Source organism: Arthrobacter sp. YN, from assembly GCF_002224285.1.
In the GTDB taxonomy this organism is placed as follows: domain Bacteria; phylum Actinomycetota; class Actinomycetes; order Actinomycetales; family Micrococcaceae; genus Arthrobacter.
Map to the genome: position 1 here is coordinate 3,395,364 of NZ_CP022436.1, position 15,551 is coordinate 3,410,914.

Below are 15,551 nucleotides of genomic sequence, written 5' to 3' on the forward strand. Positions count from 1 at the left end.
TACAAACGCCTCCATCACATGTTGATTGCTGCGACTCTGCAGCCCACATTTTGAGCCTAGCGCTTAAGCAAGCGGACGGCTCTGGTACTTCGGCCAAAGGAATTTCGTTTTTGCTGGGCAGGCGCACAGACCAAGTTGGCGATAGCGATCCGCAGGGCGGATTCGGGCGCAGTTTCAAGGAGGACCGAGCCGGAGAGCAAGGCGGCGTCGCAGGCCACTGGATCTGCCGGGAGGTAGGCATCGATCGCCAAGCCCGGCCCGTACCGGTCCCATGCTTCCGCCAGTTGCTGCTTGGGTGCGTGCCCCACGGCCGCCCTCTTCACCTTATTCAGCACCACGCGGAGGGATGCTTGTGGAACGGCTGCTTGAAGGTCCGCCAGCCCCCGAACCAGCCTCGGTATTCCGATTGCGTCGGCTGCTCCCACAGCGAATACGACGTCAGCCATTTCCAAAGTCCTGAGAGTTGCTGCGTTCCGCCGTGGGGCCATGGTGTCGAAGCTCAGTTCCTCATCTGCTTCTAGGCAGAATCCGGTATCGACCACCACGACATCAGACACATCTTTGGCTCGCTCAAGGACCTGCGACAGCGCAGCCGCCCTCAGTTCCGTCCATCGATCCGCGCGTGTGGTCCCCGTGAGCACCCGAAAGGAGCCCTCTTTGGTGAAGACGGGGGTCGCCGCGGCCTTCAAAGCACTGGCGTCGAGCATCCCCTGGTCCGCAAGCCTGCAGGCTTGGGCCAGTCCCGCGGCTTCGTCCAACAACCCGAGCACAGCAGACACACTGGCACCATAACTGTCAGCATCCACGAGGATGACGGATTTACCCTCTGCTGCCAATTCGGCAGCGAGGTTGACCGCCAGCAGGGTCCTGCCGGGCGAACCTATGGGTCCCCATACAGCAAAGACCAGACCTGAACCCTCCGGAGAGTCCTCCACAGCTTCCGGAGCAGGCATCAGAAGTGGTCCGCCTCCCGCATCAGCGAAACCTGCGTCCTGCCCCGCGCCCAGGCGTCCGCGCGCATGCTCACGGCCCACAGCCTCGGATATTCTTGCCGCGAGCGCAGACGGTTCTATTCCGGAAGCCGCCACAACGACTCCGATGGCGTGCAATCGCCGTACTTCGGCCGGGTCATCCGTCAGGGCCACAATCGAAACTCCAACAGCGCCAAGTCGATCCACCAAAGTCGTGGTCAATTCCTCGCAGCCCTCCGCAACGACGGCCGCCATGGCAAGCCCGCTTTGGCAGGCGGCCATCAGCTCAGCAAGCTCTGAACAACGGCGAACCACCGTCACCGGACCATGCAGGCCCTCCAGCCCGCCCACTACGGCCTCCTGCGCAGGACCCACAGTGATTACCGGAATACTCATGGGTTGAGGCCCGCCGGGTTCCAAACGACGGAGATACTGGCCTTATTTGCTTGAGCTCCCAACAACTTGGGCATCTGCTCATCCGTCACCAGGACCAGCACTTGGGTGGTCTTCGACGCCCCCAAGGAAGCGGCGCCTGAGACCACCTGGGCGATTTCCGCACCGGGCAAGAGCAGCTGCGGCTCATCAAAGGCACTGCTCGCACCGGGCAAGGCAACCCAGACATCCACCCGCGCTCCACCGACTGCCTGGGCGGGAAGTTCTCCCTCCACGGAAATAGCCACTGGCTTCCTGTTCAGGGCATCAGCTTTTCCCAGGCTCTCCGTTGGAACGAGTTGGTTTTTCGCCACCCGCTGCAGGGCTACCCGACCTTCTGCCAGGCCACCCTCCACAGTGACGTACCCGGACTCAACATCATCCAGGCGAACATTGACAATTGAAAGGTCGGCCACGGCGACCACCTGGCCGACTGCGATGTCTTCGCGTGCAGCGTAGACCTGCGTAGTCCTGTCAGCCGATCCAACCAAGGCGATGACGCCGGCAATGGACACAAGCACCAGCAGCATGCCGATGAGAAGCCTCGGGTCCTTCCGCGATGGCTTCTTCAATCTTGCTGCAGCGACCACTGTATCTTGACCCATGTTTCTGCTACCCCCGATGAGCTAAAGGCATGGCCGACGGACCCGCCACCTCATTCTTACCGGCCGTTCCTGCAGGACAAAAGCCATCGACCCCAAAGGGGCCGAAACTGTGGATAAAGACACCAAAGTGGGCCAACGGTGGCAAAATGGTGCCATGCCCCGATTCCTGACTCTGGCGGATGTCGCCGAACAACTCCAAATCAATTCACCACAGGCTTACGCCTTGGTGCGAAGCGGCGAGTTGAAAGCCATCCAGGTAGGAGGGCGTGGACAATGGCGTATCGAGGAGACGATGCTTGAGCAGTACATCCAAGAGCGCTACGCAGAAGCAACCCGCATGATCCAGGAAGCAAAATCCAAGGCGAACCAGCCCTAGAGGCTGCTGCGGAGGGGTTACTCTCCGCCTGCCGAACACAGGGCTGCAACAGCACTGAACGGGACGGTCATGACCGACACCACGTTGCCCGCCCGCCGCACTTCACCGTCGCGGACCACAGCGACATCGAAGTGGTCCCTGCCGACTCTGTCGATGACACCATTGACCCTGGCGCCGTCTCCGGTCCGCGTGCTCAAATGAACAACCAAGGCGGACCTGTCCCTGGCCAATGCCCTCAGGGCTGAGGCGATCCCCGGCAATTGCCGGACCGTGGACACGGGGTTGAGGGCCAGCCTCCCCAGACCTTGGAATGTGAGCACTGCGGCGAAGGGCACCAGCCATTGCCGCGAGCCCTCGGACAACACCAACCACCCACCACCCACGCGGCCCAGCACTCCCTGAATAGCGTTGCCATCAGCGAGGAAGAGCCTGATCTCGACTCCGGCTGCGCCACGGAGGCGGTCACCCAGCTCGATCCCCGCAAGCTCTACCCTGGCCCGCTCGGTGATCTCCGATTCCGCCTCCAAGGCACGCCCGGCAGAAAATTGTGCTTCCAAGTCGTCAAAGAGAGAGTCCCATCTCATGTCATCAGACTAGGCTGCAACATGTAGGCAGGGCGAATACTGCGTGATCCGGTGACGCGAATTGGACAGATAGCCCGGGACGTGCCCACAATAGGCCTAACGATGTCAAAATGCATCAAACTGCATCAAACGAAGCTTGGGGGCTTTGAATGGCAAGAACGTTACGGAGCGACGCCTGCCTCGCTGCAACAATTCTGGGGCTTGGGCTACTGCTCGTCCATGTGGGCAGCATGCTCCTTGACCAATGGCGGTCAGCAGATCACCATCATCAGAACTTCTCGTTTGAGGACCTCCTCGGTTTTCTCGCGAACGGCGTCGGCATAGCGCTGGTGGCATGGTGGGTCCTTTCCTTACTGCTCGCCGTCGTCGCATCGCTGTTGCATCGGAGTGGACGGGAGAGAGGGGCCAACACCTTTGCCAAGTTCAGCCCTGCCTTTATGCTGCGGCTTGCCGTAGCGGTGGTGAGCGTGAATCTCTTGGGCGTCACCATGGCGCAAGCAACGCCTCCCCCCGACCCCGGTTGGGGACCGACAACCGCGAGTGTGGAAACGTCTCCCCACCCGGCATGGAGGCCGGCGCCCGTTGCCGGGCCCGCGTCTTCATCACAGATGTCCGTGGCCGACACCACGGCAAATGCGGGCGATCCGCGCTGGAAGCCTAAAGCCCCTGCACCTGACCCTGGGCTTCTAAGCCGCCCTTCGTCCAGGCAAGAGATCTCCCGTGACGCCGGCGTCGTCGTGAAGGCAGGAGACTCCCTGTGGTCGCTTGCAGCATCGCGGCTTGGTCCCTTTGCAACGGACGTGGAAGTCGCCCTGATGTGGCCCAAGTGGTATGCCGCAAACCTCACCGTCATCGGCGGCGACCCTTCAGTGTTGACTCCGGGTCAGGTCCTGCGGCCACCCGCACCTGACTGACAGTACGGGTCATCCGACCCACCGATTCTTTGGCCCACTCAGGGGCCGTATCCCCCGTATCAAACCAAGTTCAGCGTCATCCCAGCAGAAGCCACCAGAACAGAGCGTCCCCACGTTCCCGTTCGTGTAGTGAATGCCTGAGGTATGACCATGACCGTTGCGACTGCACACCGGCCCGCGGGCCGACAGAGCAACCAACGAACATTTTCCGGCTACGGTTCGAGCGGTGCGGACATCGACGTTCGGCTGGTTGCGCGCAGTATTGCGCAGGCAGCTTTGGAGGTATTGGCCGGAACACGTGCGGTGAGCCAGCTTTCCCGTTCCTTGGACCCTGACTGCTATGTAGCCCTACAACATAGGGCGGCCCTCACCCGCAAGCACGCCGCCAGGGTCCGGGGGAACCTGCAGCCCCACCGCAGCCCCATGGTCCGCTCTGTTCGAACCTGCTCCATCTCCGAGGATATTTGCGAGGCAAGCATTGTGGTTGCGGAAGAACTGAGATGCCGGGCTGTCGCCATGAGGTTGGAACGCTTGGACGGCGTGTGGCGGGTGACGGCCCTGGAGATTGGCTAGACTTGTCGAATCCATCCCGCGGGCAACAAAATCCGCGGGCAACAAAAAGGGTGGATTCCGGACATTGAGTCCGGAGTCCACCCTTTTGAGTGCGCGCTATTCGTACCTGGCAGACCAGCAAATTGGCTGGGCCCGCTGGATGTTACCGGGTCAGCGACGCTTCTTTTTCGCCGGCTTACGTTGCTCTTGGCCTGCTGCCTTCGCTGGGTTGCCGGATCGACCGGAAGCCCGGCCCTCGATGCGTGTTTGGGTAGCGCCATCTTCACCTGGGGCGGTGTACTGCAACTGGGCCGGCTTTTCCGGTGCCTGCAGACCCGCCGCCCGGATTTGGGGTTCATGATGTTCGGTGTGCGCCCCAGCGGCGGTATCGTCGGCCACAACAACGTCTTCGGCGGGTGTTACCTCCACCTCCAGGTTGTAGAGGAAACCGATGCTTTCTTCACGGATGGCTTCCATCATGCTCTGGAACATCACGAAACCTTCGCGCTGGTACTCCACCAGGGGATCGCGTTGGGCCATCGCCCGGAGACCAATACCCTCCTTGAGGTAATCCATCTCGTAGAGATGTTCCTGCCATTTCCGACCCAAAACCGAAAGCACAACACGACGCTCGAGCTCGCGCATGCTCTCAGAGCCGATGGCCTCCTCGCGGGCCTGGTACACCAGCCGGGCATCCGAGAGGATCTCCTCTTTCAGGAACTCGGCAGTGACACGTGACTTTCCGCCAGCTTCCTCAACAATTTCATCGGCCGTCACGGTTGCCGGGTACAACGTCTTCAGATTGGCCCAGAGTTGGTTGAAGTCCCAATCGTCACCCGTTCCTTCGGCAGTAGCAGCCTCGATGAGGGCGTTGATGGTGTCTTCAAGGAAGAACTGGACCTTCTCGTGAAGGTCGTCGCCCTCAAGGATTCGACGGCGGTCGCCATAGATCGCTTCACGCTGCCGGTTGAGGACGTCGTCGTACTTGAGAACGTTCTTACGCTGTTCGGCGTTGCGCCCTTCCACCTGGCCTTGGGCCGATGCGATGGCGCGGGAGACGAGCTTGGATTCAAGGGCAACATCATCCGGGACCGAACTGTTCATGAGACGTTCGGCCGCACCTGAGTTGAACAACCTCATGAGGTCGTCCGTCAGCGACAGGTAGAAGCGCGATTCGCCCGGGTCACCCTGACGTCCTGAACGGCCGCGCAGCTGGTTGTCGATCCGGCGGGACTCGTGTCGCTCGGTACCCAGGACGTATAGCCCTCCGAGGTCCAAGACCTCTTCGTGTTCATCCTTGACCGCCTGCTTGGCAGCCGAAAGCGCTTCGGGCCACGCGGCCTCGTACTCTTCCGAGTTCTCCTCGGGATCGAGCCCACGCTTTGCCAACTCTGCAATGGCAGTGAACTCGGCGTTGCCGCCAAGCATGATGTCAGTACCGCGACCGGCCATGTTGGTGGCAACAGTGACGGCACCTTTTCGTCCGGCCTGCGCCACGATGGACGCTTCACGTGCGTGGTTCTTGGCGTTCAGAACCTCGTGCCGGATACCTTCCTTGGCCAGCAGCTTGGAGAGATACTCGCTCTTCTCAACGCTCGTGGTGCCGACCAGCACAGGCTGGCCCTTCTCGTGCCTTTCGGCGATGTCCTGGACCACGGCGTCGAACTTCACGACTTCGTTCTTGTAGACAAGGTCCGCCTGGTCGATGCGCTGCATGTCACGGTTGGTGGGGATGGGGACGACACCCAGCTTGTAGGTGCTCATGAACTCCGCGGCCTCAGTCTCGGCCGTGCCGGTCATGCCGGCAAGCTTCGAGTACATGCGGAAGTAGTTCTGCAAGGTCACGGTGGCGAGGGTCTGGTTCTCCGCCTTGATCTCGACATTTTCCTTGGCCTCAATGGCCTGGTGCATGCCTTCGTTGTAGCGGCGGCCGGCCAGGATGCGGCCAGTGTGTTCGTCAACAATCAGGACCTCGCCGTCGAGGATGACGTAATCCTTGTCCCGCTTGAACAGTTCCTTCGCCTTGATGGCGTTGTTGAGGAAGCCGATCAAAGGTGTGTTGGCTGATTCGTAGAGGTTTTGGATTCCGAGGTAGTCCTCCACCTTTTCGATACCGGCTTCGAGCACGCCTACGGTGCGCTTCTTTTCATCGACCTCGTAGTCGACTTCGGGTTGCAGGCGGAGCACGACTTTGGCGAATTCGCTGTACCAGCGGTTGGTGTCGCCCTGGGCAGGACCGGAAATGATGAGCGGAGTACGGGCTTCATCGATCAGGATGGAGTCGACCTCATCCACGATCGCGAAATTGTGGCCGCGCTGAACCAGTTCGCTGCCATCCCAGGCCATGTTGTCGCGCAGGTAGTCGAAGCCGAACTCGTTGTTGGTTCCGTAGGTGATGTCCGCAGCGTACTGCTGCCGGCGGACCGCTGGATCCTGATTCGACAGGATGCAGCCGCTGGTAAGTCCCAGGAACCTGTAAACCCGGCCCATTAGTTCGGACTGGTATTCGGCGAGGTAGTCGTTGACCGTGACGACGTGGACACCCTTGCCCGCCAGCGCGTTCAGATACGCGGGGGCGGTAGCTACGAGGGTCTTGCCTTCACCGGTTTTCATTTCTGCGATGTTGCCCAGGTGGAGTGCGGCACCGCCCATCAGCTGGACATCGAAGTGGCGCATGCCCAAGGTGCGGGAAGAGGCCTCACGCACAGCGGCGAATGCTTCCGGGAGGAGGGCCTCCAAGGTCTCGCCATCTTGGTGACGGGACCGGAAATGGTCCGTCTCCTCGCGGAGTTCGGCGTCCGTGAAGGACTTGAAGGAGTCTTCCAGGGCATTGATGGAATCGGCATAGTTCCGCAATTGCTTGAGTGTCTTTTTGTCACCCGTGCGGAGAAGTTTTTCGATTAGTGATGCCACGTGAAATTGCTCCCAGTCTCATGCTGCCGAATTCTGGCTGTTTCAGTCTACGGGAGAGACCAGCGCCACGTTGCCGCGTTCACCTCTGAGCGGACTGTCCGATTGCAGCGGCCCGCCCCGGCCATCAGCCCCGTCCGCCACAGCTTCGGCGAGAACGCCGGCGAGGTCCCCCACAGGCCACACCACTACCTCCTGCAGCCTAAGCCAAGCGGCCATGAGTTCCAGCTCGGCAGCAAGTTCGACGGCGGTATCCGCCGGAGCGCCAACCTCCGCGAACGCCGAACGCACCAGAAGCTGGCCGGACGCGCGGTCAGCCTTCAAGTCCACTCTTGCGACGACAGCGTCCCTGAGGAGGAATGGGAGAACGTAGTAGCCGAACTGACGCTTGGCCGCGGGAGTGTAGATCTCAATCCGATAGTGGAAGCCGAACAGTTCCTCAAGACGCCGTCGCTCAAAGACCAGCGAGTCGAATGGGCTCAGCAGTGCACGCCCGACCGCCCGGCGTGGAATCCTGGCATTGACGTGCTTGTAGGTTTCCCTGTCCCAACCACGCACAGAGACTGGATGGAGGCGCCCTGCCCGGACCAATCGCTGGACCGAGTCCGCTCCGGCTTTCAGTGGCGTACGGAAGTAGTCGGAAAAGCAGCGCACAGTGCCGATGCCATGTGCCTGGGCGGCCGCGTCCATCAGGCGGTCGAGCGTTTCTTCCGGAGTACCCCCGGGCTGTGCCATGGCAGGAACAACCTTGGAGGTCAAGGTGTACTTGCGTTCGAATTGCTGTGTGCGTGAGGCGGCAGAAATGCGTCCCTGTTCAAACAGATGTTCCAGGACCCGCTTAACGATGTTCCAATTCCATCCCCAGTTGCCACGGTCAGCTTCCTCGTTGTGTCCGAGCTCGGCCGTCAGTTCCGACGCCGTCATGGGTTTTCCGGCAGTGAGTGCAGCGAGAATGCGGCCTTCCATATCCTGACGGACAACTGGCTCAAGGTTGTGGGCGCCCACCCAACCCCGCTTTTGCCACACCAAGAGGTCTTGAAAGTGCTCCGGGCGGATAAAGCTTGCCTCGTGAGCCCAGTACTCCATCATCCTGCGGGGTTTCCGTCCAGCCATGGCATGGAGGATGCGGGGGTCGTAGTCACCCAGACGGGAGAAGAACGGCAGGTAGTGGCTTCGTGCCACCACGTTCACGGAATCGATCTGAACTAGCTGGAGTTGGGCAAAGGTCCGGCCCACCGCCCGTGGTGTCACGGGGCCGGCGGGCCGGATCTTAGCCAATCCTTGAGCTGCCAATGCGATCCGCCGTGCCTGTGACAGGCTCAGCGAAGCGGTCATTGAAGTCCCTTCATGCGGTAAAGGTGGGCCTATTTGGCCCTGGACGCCTCATCATCGGAACGGTAGGCGTGGATCTTCTCTTCCACAGCCTCCTCACCCGGTTCACAGGTGGAGTCGAGGGTGATCACGCCGTAGGTCCAACCGTTGCGCCGGTAGACAACCGACGGCGCGTTGGTTTCCTTGTCCAGGAAAAGGTAGAAGTTGTGGCCAACGAGTTCCATATTGTCCACAGCGTCATCCAGTGTCAGGGAAGCTGCGGGGAAGACTTTCCGGCGGATCAGGACGGGTGAATCGCCTGCCGGAATGTCGTTCTCGATCTCATAAGGAGAACGCTCGTCTGCGGCGGGAACGGGTTCTTGGTGGTTGCTCGCCTCGACGTAGAGCGGTTCGCTCGGGCTGGCTGGCTCGAGTGTTGCGGTGGCCTCCCGCACGGCTTTCGGGGTGTGGCGTCCGTGGTGCACCTTTTTCCGGTCTTTCGCACGGCGAAGCCTCTCAAGAAGCTTGTTGTACGCGAGATCGAAGGCAGCGAATTTGTCAGCGGCTGTGGCCTCGGCACGGATGACGGGGCCGCGGCCCAGGACTGTCACTTCTACGGTGAGCTGGCCTGGCGTTTGCCTCGGGTTGGTTTCCTTGGAAACTTTGGCGTCGACTCGCTGGACCTTATCCCCCAGCGATTCAATCTTTGAGATTTTCTCGCCGGCGTATTCGCGAAAGCGGTCAGAAACTGTGAGATTTCGTCCGCTGATCATGAACTCCATGGTGCCCTCCAAATAACTCAGGTGACACGACAACGACGCTGGTGGGGGCTTGTCTGACGGACAGTCGAGCCCCTTTCCGAGCCGCTATCGACAGGTACATCTGTTCTTGGTACCCACAACCGACGTTAGTTCATCGCCACGCGTTATTCATCCTTTAGTCACTTATTTTTTGATTGAGTCGTTAGGACTTAACAGGGATCGCGCCTTGCACTGTTGAAAGCATAGGCTGGTGGCCTCGTGGCCGCGAGGACAACAGCCCCGCAGACCACACCACCCGCGGTTTCCACCGCCCTCATCGCTTCGGCAAGGGTGGCGCCGGTAGTGAGGACATCGTCTACGAGAATGCACTTCCTGCCTCTGATCTCCTTGAGGGATCGGCTTCGTACGCGCATGGATCCGCGGACCCTGCTGGCCCGCGCGCCACGTCCCAGCCCTTTTTGGCCCGCGCCGGAGCCCCATGTCCCCTGGCCGGCAAGAGAATCGGCGGCCCGGGCAAGCAGGGACCTGATCGAATCCCTGCTGATGTACGCTGCCGGCGAATCGCGTCTCTTCTCAAGCGCGTCAATGCTTGGGCATCCCGGCACCATGCCTCGCATCCGCAAGCACAAAAGCAAGAGGTGCAGCGGACTGAATCCCCGCATGCGGTATGCCCGGCCGCTGGTAGGAACTGGCACAAGACATAATCCGGATTTACCTCCGATGGCCCGTTCCACTGCCTTGCCCAGACATGGCGCCAAGACCCCGGCCAAGCGCCACTGGCCGAAGCGCTTAAAGGACAAGAGGCACTGTGCCAGCTCATCACGGTATGGGCCGGCGGCCACCACCCCGATCTTTACCGTGCCATCCGTCTCAACCAATGCGGGCGATTCCTGTTCTGCACGGAAGGGTTGGCTGCAGAGTTGGCGGACGCGCTTTGCGCAGCCTCCACATAACACCGTGTCCTCCACTGAACAGCAGACACAATCCACGGGGACCAGCAGCCTCAGCAGATCGACAACGGTACCTTGGAGCACCGCCAGCAACCGGCCCAGCCCCTGTTGATCCGGACCACGACGTCGGGCCCGGCCGGGATCCACCGGGTGAAGGTCCGGGTCGCGTGCCCGCAGAGGCTGCAGTCTGCGTGTCCCGATACTGGATTCGGAAGCAGCACCTTGGTCGGAGCCTCTCCCGAGGACAGAGCCTGCCCCAATGACAGAGTGAGTTCCAGTGCCCGGCGCGGTCCCCGTATCTGGTGTGATCATGGTGCAAGCCTGCCCGGACGCAGACCAAGGCGGAAGCCACGTTGGACCCTATGTGGACATCCGGCATGACATTTTGACGGCAACCTAGCCGGGGAAGGCGGGCTCCGTGGGTCCTTTCAGTTGGAGCTCCCATCCGTTGCCGACCCGTTGGAACACCCCGGCCTCGGACTGCCCATAAATCTGCTCGGAGCCGTTGCCGGCACTGAGACTGGTCAGGCCGTCCCAGGGGGCCAGTTGCTGCGGCTCTCCCGATTCGAGGGAAAGCAGCTCGGGAACCACGGTTCCCGTCGCCGATCCGGACATCACAGCCACCGTTGAACTGTTGACCCAGACTCCCTGGTCAGCAGATCCGGTGCTGACCAAGGTGATGGGCGATGTGAGGTCTTTGGGGACGCCGTCGGCATTCCGGACTATTCCGGTAATCTGCACCGTTGACTTCCCGTTTGCTTCAGAAATGACCAGCGCCCTGGTCCCTTCCCGGGAAACCCTGAAGTCCTTGACGGTCCGCCCGGACAGCCAGGCAGGGGTGATGGTGACATTGGGAATGGCCATGCCAGGTGCAATGCCCGTGGGTTTGAAGGCCACCACTTCGGCAGCCCCGTTGGCACCCGGCCCTGCGGTCCATACCCAGTCGTGTGGGCTGAATGACGGCCCCGTGAGCGTGCTCCTGGTAGTCAGCTGGCGTGCGGGCTGCCCGGGTTCGATTGCATACAGGGTTGTCTTGTCACCGTTGAGGAACGCGGCCGTTTGGGACACGGGGGACTCAGCCGGCGAGTGGGGCCCCAACCCGGACACGGGTTGTATGTCAGGAAGCGGAGTCATCCTGTTGTTCTCATAGCGCACCAAATCGCCGTTGTTCACAGCAATCTGGCGGGCCGGAACGCTCTTGTCCACGACGGGAGGCAACACGGTGCCGTTGTCCTCAACCCGTACCAGGTCCTGATCCGCCCGCAGTTGGACGTTGATGACATCGGGCTGGTCGCGGAAGGTCAACGCCAATTGGTTCTGCATCCTCTGGCGGTCCTCCGCCGAGGCATCAAACAGTTCCTTGGCGGACAGGTCCACCTGCGCAGAACCGGAGACCACCGGAACGGATTCCCGTGCGAGTTTCATACCGGAAGGGAAGGCGCTGACAACTGCCCCCCGAAGGTATGGAGCAGGGCCGGCCAGCACGGCAGAAGTCATGGACTTGACCGTGTTCTTCTTGATGAACCACCGGTAGTCGGGCACGGCATAGGTAAACGTGGGGTCGTAGAAATAGATGGGGAAGGCCCCATAAATGACCTTGAACGTCTCTTCCGGTATGGCCGTCCCGTCAGGCACCTTGGAAATCCGCCATTGGCCTTCCACCTGCTCGAGAGTCAGCGGAATGGTCTCCTTGGTACCCGGCGGGAATTGCGTTGCCACGCCATCGGCATCCACCGAATACGCGAGGTCCAATTCGTAGAGGTACTCGTTCTCCCCCGCGGCCTTGACTACCTGCGCCTCGCGAAAAACGATGGCTCGCTTGTCCGGTTTCCAGGTGACGGACTGTGCCTGCGTCAGGTACTGGCGTGCAACAGGGTAATCGTCCTCATAACCGCTGCCCGCCATGTAGAAGTCCTCGATCACAGTCTCCGGACTCGAACCCGCGCGCGGAGCCGCCGGAAAGAAGACCGGCGCATTGGGATTGCCTGCCCCCTCATCCTTACTCTTGCCTACAGGACCGGACCGTGGAATCTGTGCACAGGAAGCCAGCAACACCATCAGCACCGCCAGGACGACCACAACCGCCCGTGAACGCCGGAGACGTACCATGTTCAGTCCCTCTCCCCAGAGTCATCATCAGCCGAAGGCTTTCCGGCACCGGAAGGGGACGATTGCGGGGCAATCCCGGACTCTGTACCCAGAAGGAGCATGTGCCGCTCGCTTGCGGTGCCAGGGAATTCAATGTCAGCAGGTTCGAGCTGAAGCGGTGATTTCACGATGGTGCCACCCTGGCGAAGGGGCAGGGTCAACCGGAAATTGGAACCGGATCCCTTGCGGCCCCACGCCTGAAGCCAGCCGTTGTGCAGCTTGGTATCCTCGGCGGCAATGGAGAGGCCCAAGCCGCTGCCGCCCGTGGTCCGGGCGCGTGCAGGATCTGCACGCCAGAATCGGTCGAAAACCCTCGCGGCCTCAGTCTGGGTCATGCCGATGCCGTGGTCCCTTACGGAAACTGCCACAGCGTCGTGGTTGGCTGCCACGGATATGTGAATCGGTTTGCCTTCTCCGTGTTCCAGGGCGTTGAGCAGCAAATTGCGGAGGATCCGGTCAATCCTCCGGGAGTCCATTTCCACCACGATGCTCTTTTGCCGGGCATTCAGCCGGACTTCTGAGCCGTACTCTGCAGCGACAGGCGCGGCGCCGTCCATGACGTGGGAGATGACTTGGAAAATGTCCTGGGGTTCTGCATCCAGAACAGCTGCCCCGGCGTCGAAGCGGGAGATCTCCAGCAGGTCGGAAAGCAACGACTGAAAGCGCTCGACCTGGTGGTAAAGGAGCTCGGCCGACCTTTTGTTCATGGGGTCAAAGTCGTCACGGGCGTCGAAGAGGACCTCGGCAGCCATTCGGACCGTGGTGAGCGGCGTCCGTAGCTCATGCGAGACATCGGAGACAAACCGCTGCTGCATTTGCGACAAAGTGGCCAATTGGGTGATCTGCTCCTGCAGGCTGGCAGCCATGTGGTTGAACGAAGCGCCCAATCTCGCGACCTCATCCTCGCCCTTGACCACCATGCGCTCCTGGAGCTGTCCTGCCGCGAGCTTTTCGGAGACCACGGCAGCGTGGCTGACAGGACTGACCACATTGCGTGTGACGTACCAAGCGATGGCCCAGATCATGAGGACCAGCGCTGCCCCGCCTGCCCAAAGGACGTTCTGGATTTCGTCCAACGTCTGCTGGGCGGTGTTGAGGTCATAGATAAGGTACAGCTCATAGGATGTGCCATTGAACGTCACCATGTTGCCGACCGCTATGCCGGGGCGGTCCTCATTGCCGACAGGGAACTGGGTGGAGGCCCAGAACTGCTGCTTGCCACCTTCCTGGACGGCTTTCCGCAACTCCGGCGGTATGACCCGGACCGTCAGTTGATCCGATGCACGTGACTCGACCCAGCGATTGCGGGGCTTGGTCTGTTCAGGTTTCGCTTCAAAGACGTAGCGGCGTTGGATGACCGAACCACGACCCTCAACGGCGGTCAAGGTGTCGTAAACAAGGGTGATGACGCTGGACTGATCGGTGACTTGCGCGCCGTCGAACGTGTCTTGAACCTGCTTGACGTTGTAGCGCGACTCGGATTCCGCTTGGGCCAGACGCTCCTGGAAAAGGTTGTTCGCGATCTGGTTCGACAGGTACGCGCCCACGATTGCGAAGGATGTCACTGCCAGCAACAAGGTGGTGAGGACTGTCCTGAACTCCAGCGAGCGCCGCCAGCGCCTGAGCACTGAGCGCCAGAGGTAGCGAATTCCCGGCCTGATCTGCCGGATGCCGAGGGATACCAACCGCGAAACCCGCAGAACCAGGATGAGTCCGCGTCGCGTCCATATCCTCGCCCGGGTAATAATCCACGGCAGGGACCGCACACTCCGTGCCGGTTGCCCGGAGGACGACGGTTGCCCTGGGGAAGGCGAGGCAGACCCCCCAAGTGACGGGGCGGGGGACGGGGCGGGCGTCGATTCGGAGGTGGTTGACTCAGCCGGTGTCATCTGATGGACACCGGCCCCGTCCTGCCCCTGGGTATCAGGGCCCTCTCCTGCCGCGCCGGTCTTGCCGACCGGGGACTCAGGAACCTGCTTTATATCCGACACCACGCACCGTCAAAACGACCTCAGGCGCCTCCGGGTCGCGTTCGATCTTGGAGCGCAGACGCTGGACGTGGACATTGACCAAACGCGTGTCCGCGGCATGGCGGTAGCCCCAAACCTGCTCAAGGAGGAGTTCGCGGGTAAAGACCTGCCAAGGCTTCCGCGCCAGGGCCACCAGGAGATCAAATTCCAAGGGGGTGAGCGAAATCCGCTCGCCGCCGCGGGTGACCAAGTGGCCGGCGACGTCGATGGTCACGTCAGCAATACGCAGGGTTTCGGGTGCCTTCTGATCGCCCGGGCGGAGCCGCGCACGAACACGCGCCACAAGCTCGGCGGGTTTAAAGGGCTTGGGCACGTAATCGTCGGCACCGGATTCCAGCCCCCGGACCACGTCGGAGGTATCGGACTTTGCCGTGAGCATGACGATGGGGACGTCGGACTCACCGCGGATTTGCCGGCACACCTCGATGCCGTCGGAGCCCGGCAGCATGAGGTCCAGCAGCACCAAGTCCGGCTTGGAAGAACGGAAGACCTCCAAGGCCTGGCCGCCATCTGCGCAGAACACCGGCTCGAAGCCATCATTGCGCAAGACGATGCCAATCATCTCTGCGAGCGCTTCGTCGTCGTCAACTACCAGAATGCGTGCCTTCATAGTTATATATTCCCTTATCACCAAGTCTTTGTCCCGTTGGGCGCGGCGCACGGCATGGCGCCCCAAGGGCAACTTCCACCGTACTGCACAACAGCGGCGGCCCATCTGTCATGGCTGGCCGGGCGTCAGGCTATGAGGGACGACGGCGGGACTATAGGCTGGGTGCCAAGGTCCGTATGGGGGACGTCGGATGCCGGCGCGCCGGGTCTTATGGGGAGGATATCGTGTCACAGCCAGAGCATGGCAACCATCCATTGCCGGGCAATCAGCCCGGGTGGGGAAACCAGCCGCAGTGGGGAAACCAGCCACAGTGGGGCGGTCCCCCGGCATGGGCGGCTCCCCAGAGCGGTGGACAATATGGCCAGGGCCAACCGGCACCCGGTTGGCCGCCGGGCCC

At 61.4% G+C, this 15,551-nt stretch carries 13 protein-coding genes; 3 read left to right on the plus strand and 10 right to left on the minus strand.

Annotated features, from left to right (window positions below; all coding sequences use genetic code 11):
- Window positions 1-56 precede the first annotated feature (56 nt).
- Both CGK93_RS15545 and CGK93_RS15550 read right to left on the minus strand, forming a co-directional pair.
- Window positions 57-1,367, minus strand: a complete 1,311-nt coding sequence (locus CGK93_RS15545) for an AAA family ATPase (RefSeq protein WP_089595606.1) — start codon at window positions 1,365-1,367, stop codon at window positions 57-59.
- Complete coding sequence (locus CGK93_RS15550; RefSeq protein WP_089595607.1) at window positions 1,364-2,008, minus strand: SAF domain-containing protein; 645 nt, start codon at window positions 2,006-2,008, stop codon at window positions 1,364-1,366. Before CGK93_RS15550 ends, CGK93_RS15545 begins: the two co-directional genes overlap by 4 nt.
- A gap of 154 nt (window positions 2,009-2,162) precedes the next feature.
- Between CGK93_RS15550 and CGK93_RS15555 the strand changes: the two genes are divergently transcribed.
- Entirely contained in the window at window positions 2,163-2,384 is a 222-nt protein-coding gene (locus CGK93_RS15555; RefSeq protein ID WP_089597506.1) for a helix-turn-helix domain-containing protein, read from the plus strand.
- 17 nt (window positions 2,385-2,401) lie between these two features.
- On the opposite strand, the gene CGK93_RS15560 is transcribed toward CGK93_RS15555, so the two are convergent.
- A complete protein-coding gene (locus CGK93_RS15560) occupies window positions 2,402-2,968 on the minus strand; it encodes a hypothetical protein (RefSeq protein WP_089595608.1) in 567 nt (188 codons plus the stop codon).
- A 149-nt stretch (window positions 2,969-3,117) separates the two neighbouring features.
- Here CGK93_RS15560 and CGK93_RS15565 point away from each other — a divergent pair, with 149 nt between their 5' ends.
- Entirely contained in the window at window positions 3,118-3,882 is a 765-nt protein-coding gene (locus CGK93_RS15565) for a LysM peptidoglycan-binding domain-containing protein (RefSeq protein ID WP_089595609.1), read from the plus strand.
- A 150-nt stretch (window positions 3,883-4,032) separates the two neighbouring features.
- Window positions 4,033-4,455, plus strand: coding sequence for an Rv3235 family protein (locus tag CGK93_RS15570; RefSeq protein WP_232481346.1), 423 nt, complete (start codon window positions 4,033-4,035; stop codon window positions 4,453-4,455).
- Window positions 4,456-4,605: 150 nt separating this feature from the next.
- On the opposite strand, the gene secA is transcribed toward CGK93_RS15570, so the two are convergent.
- The 7 genes from secA to mtrA form a co-directional block, all read right to left on the minus strand.
- Entirely contained in the window at window positions 4,606-7,347 is a 2,742-nt protein-coding gene (gene secA / locus CGK93_RS15575) for a preprotein translocase subunit SecA (protein ID WP_089595611.1), read from the minus strand.
- Between the two features lie 42 nt (window positions 7,348-7,389).
- Window positions 7,390-8,679: a winged helix-turn-helix domain-containing protein gene (locus tag CGK93_RS15580; protein ID WP_089595612.1), complete on the minus strand. Its 1,290-nt coding sequence runs from the start codon at window positions 8,677-8,679 to the stop codon at window positions 7,390-7,392.
- A gap of 29 nt (window positions 8,680-8,708) precedes the next feature.
- A complete protein-coding gene (gene hpf / locus CGK93_RS15585) occupies window positions 8,709-9,437 on the minus strand; it encodes a ribosome hibernation-promoting factor, HPF/YfiA family (RefSeq protein WP_089595613.1) in 729 nt (242 codons plus the stop codon).
- Between the two features lie 188 nt (window positions 9,438-9,625).
- A complete protein-coding gene (locus CGK93_RS24505; protein WP_089595614.1) occupies window positions 9,626-10,678 on the minus strand; it encodes a ComF family protein in 1,053 nt (350 codons plus the stop codon).
- An 84-nt stretch (window positions 10,679-10,762) separates the two neighbouring features.
- Window positions 10,763-12,475: an LpqB family beta-propeller domain-containing protein gene (locus tag CGK93_RS15595; protein WP_089595615.1), complete on the minus strand. Its 1,713-nt coding sequence runs from the start codon at window positions 12,473-12,475 to the stop codon at window positions 10,763-10,765.
- 2 nt (window positions 12,476-12,477) lie between these two features.
- A complete protein-coding gene (mtrB, locus tag CGK93_RS15600; RefSeq protein ID WP_089595616.1) occupies window positions 12,478-14,508 on the minus strand; it encodes an MtrAB system histidine kinase MtrB in 2,031 nt (676 codons plus the stop codon).
- Entirely contained in the window at window positions 14,480-15,154 is a 675-nt protein-coding gene (gene mtrA / locus CGK93_RS15605) for an MtrAB system response regulator MtrA (protein WP_014922244.1), read from the minus strand. Before mtrA ends, mtrB begins: the two co-directional genes overlap by 29 nt.
- Window positions 15,155-15,551 lie beyond the last annotated feature (397 nt).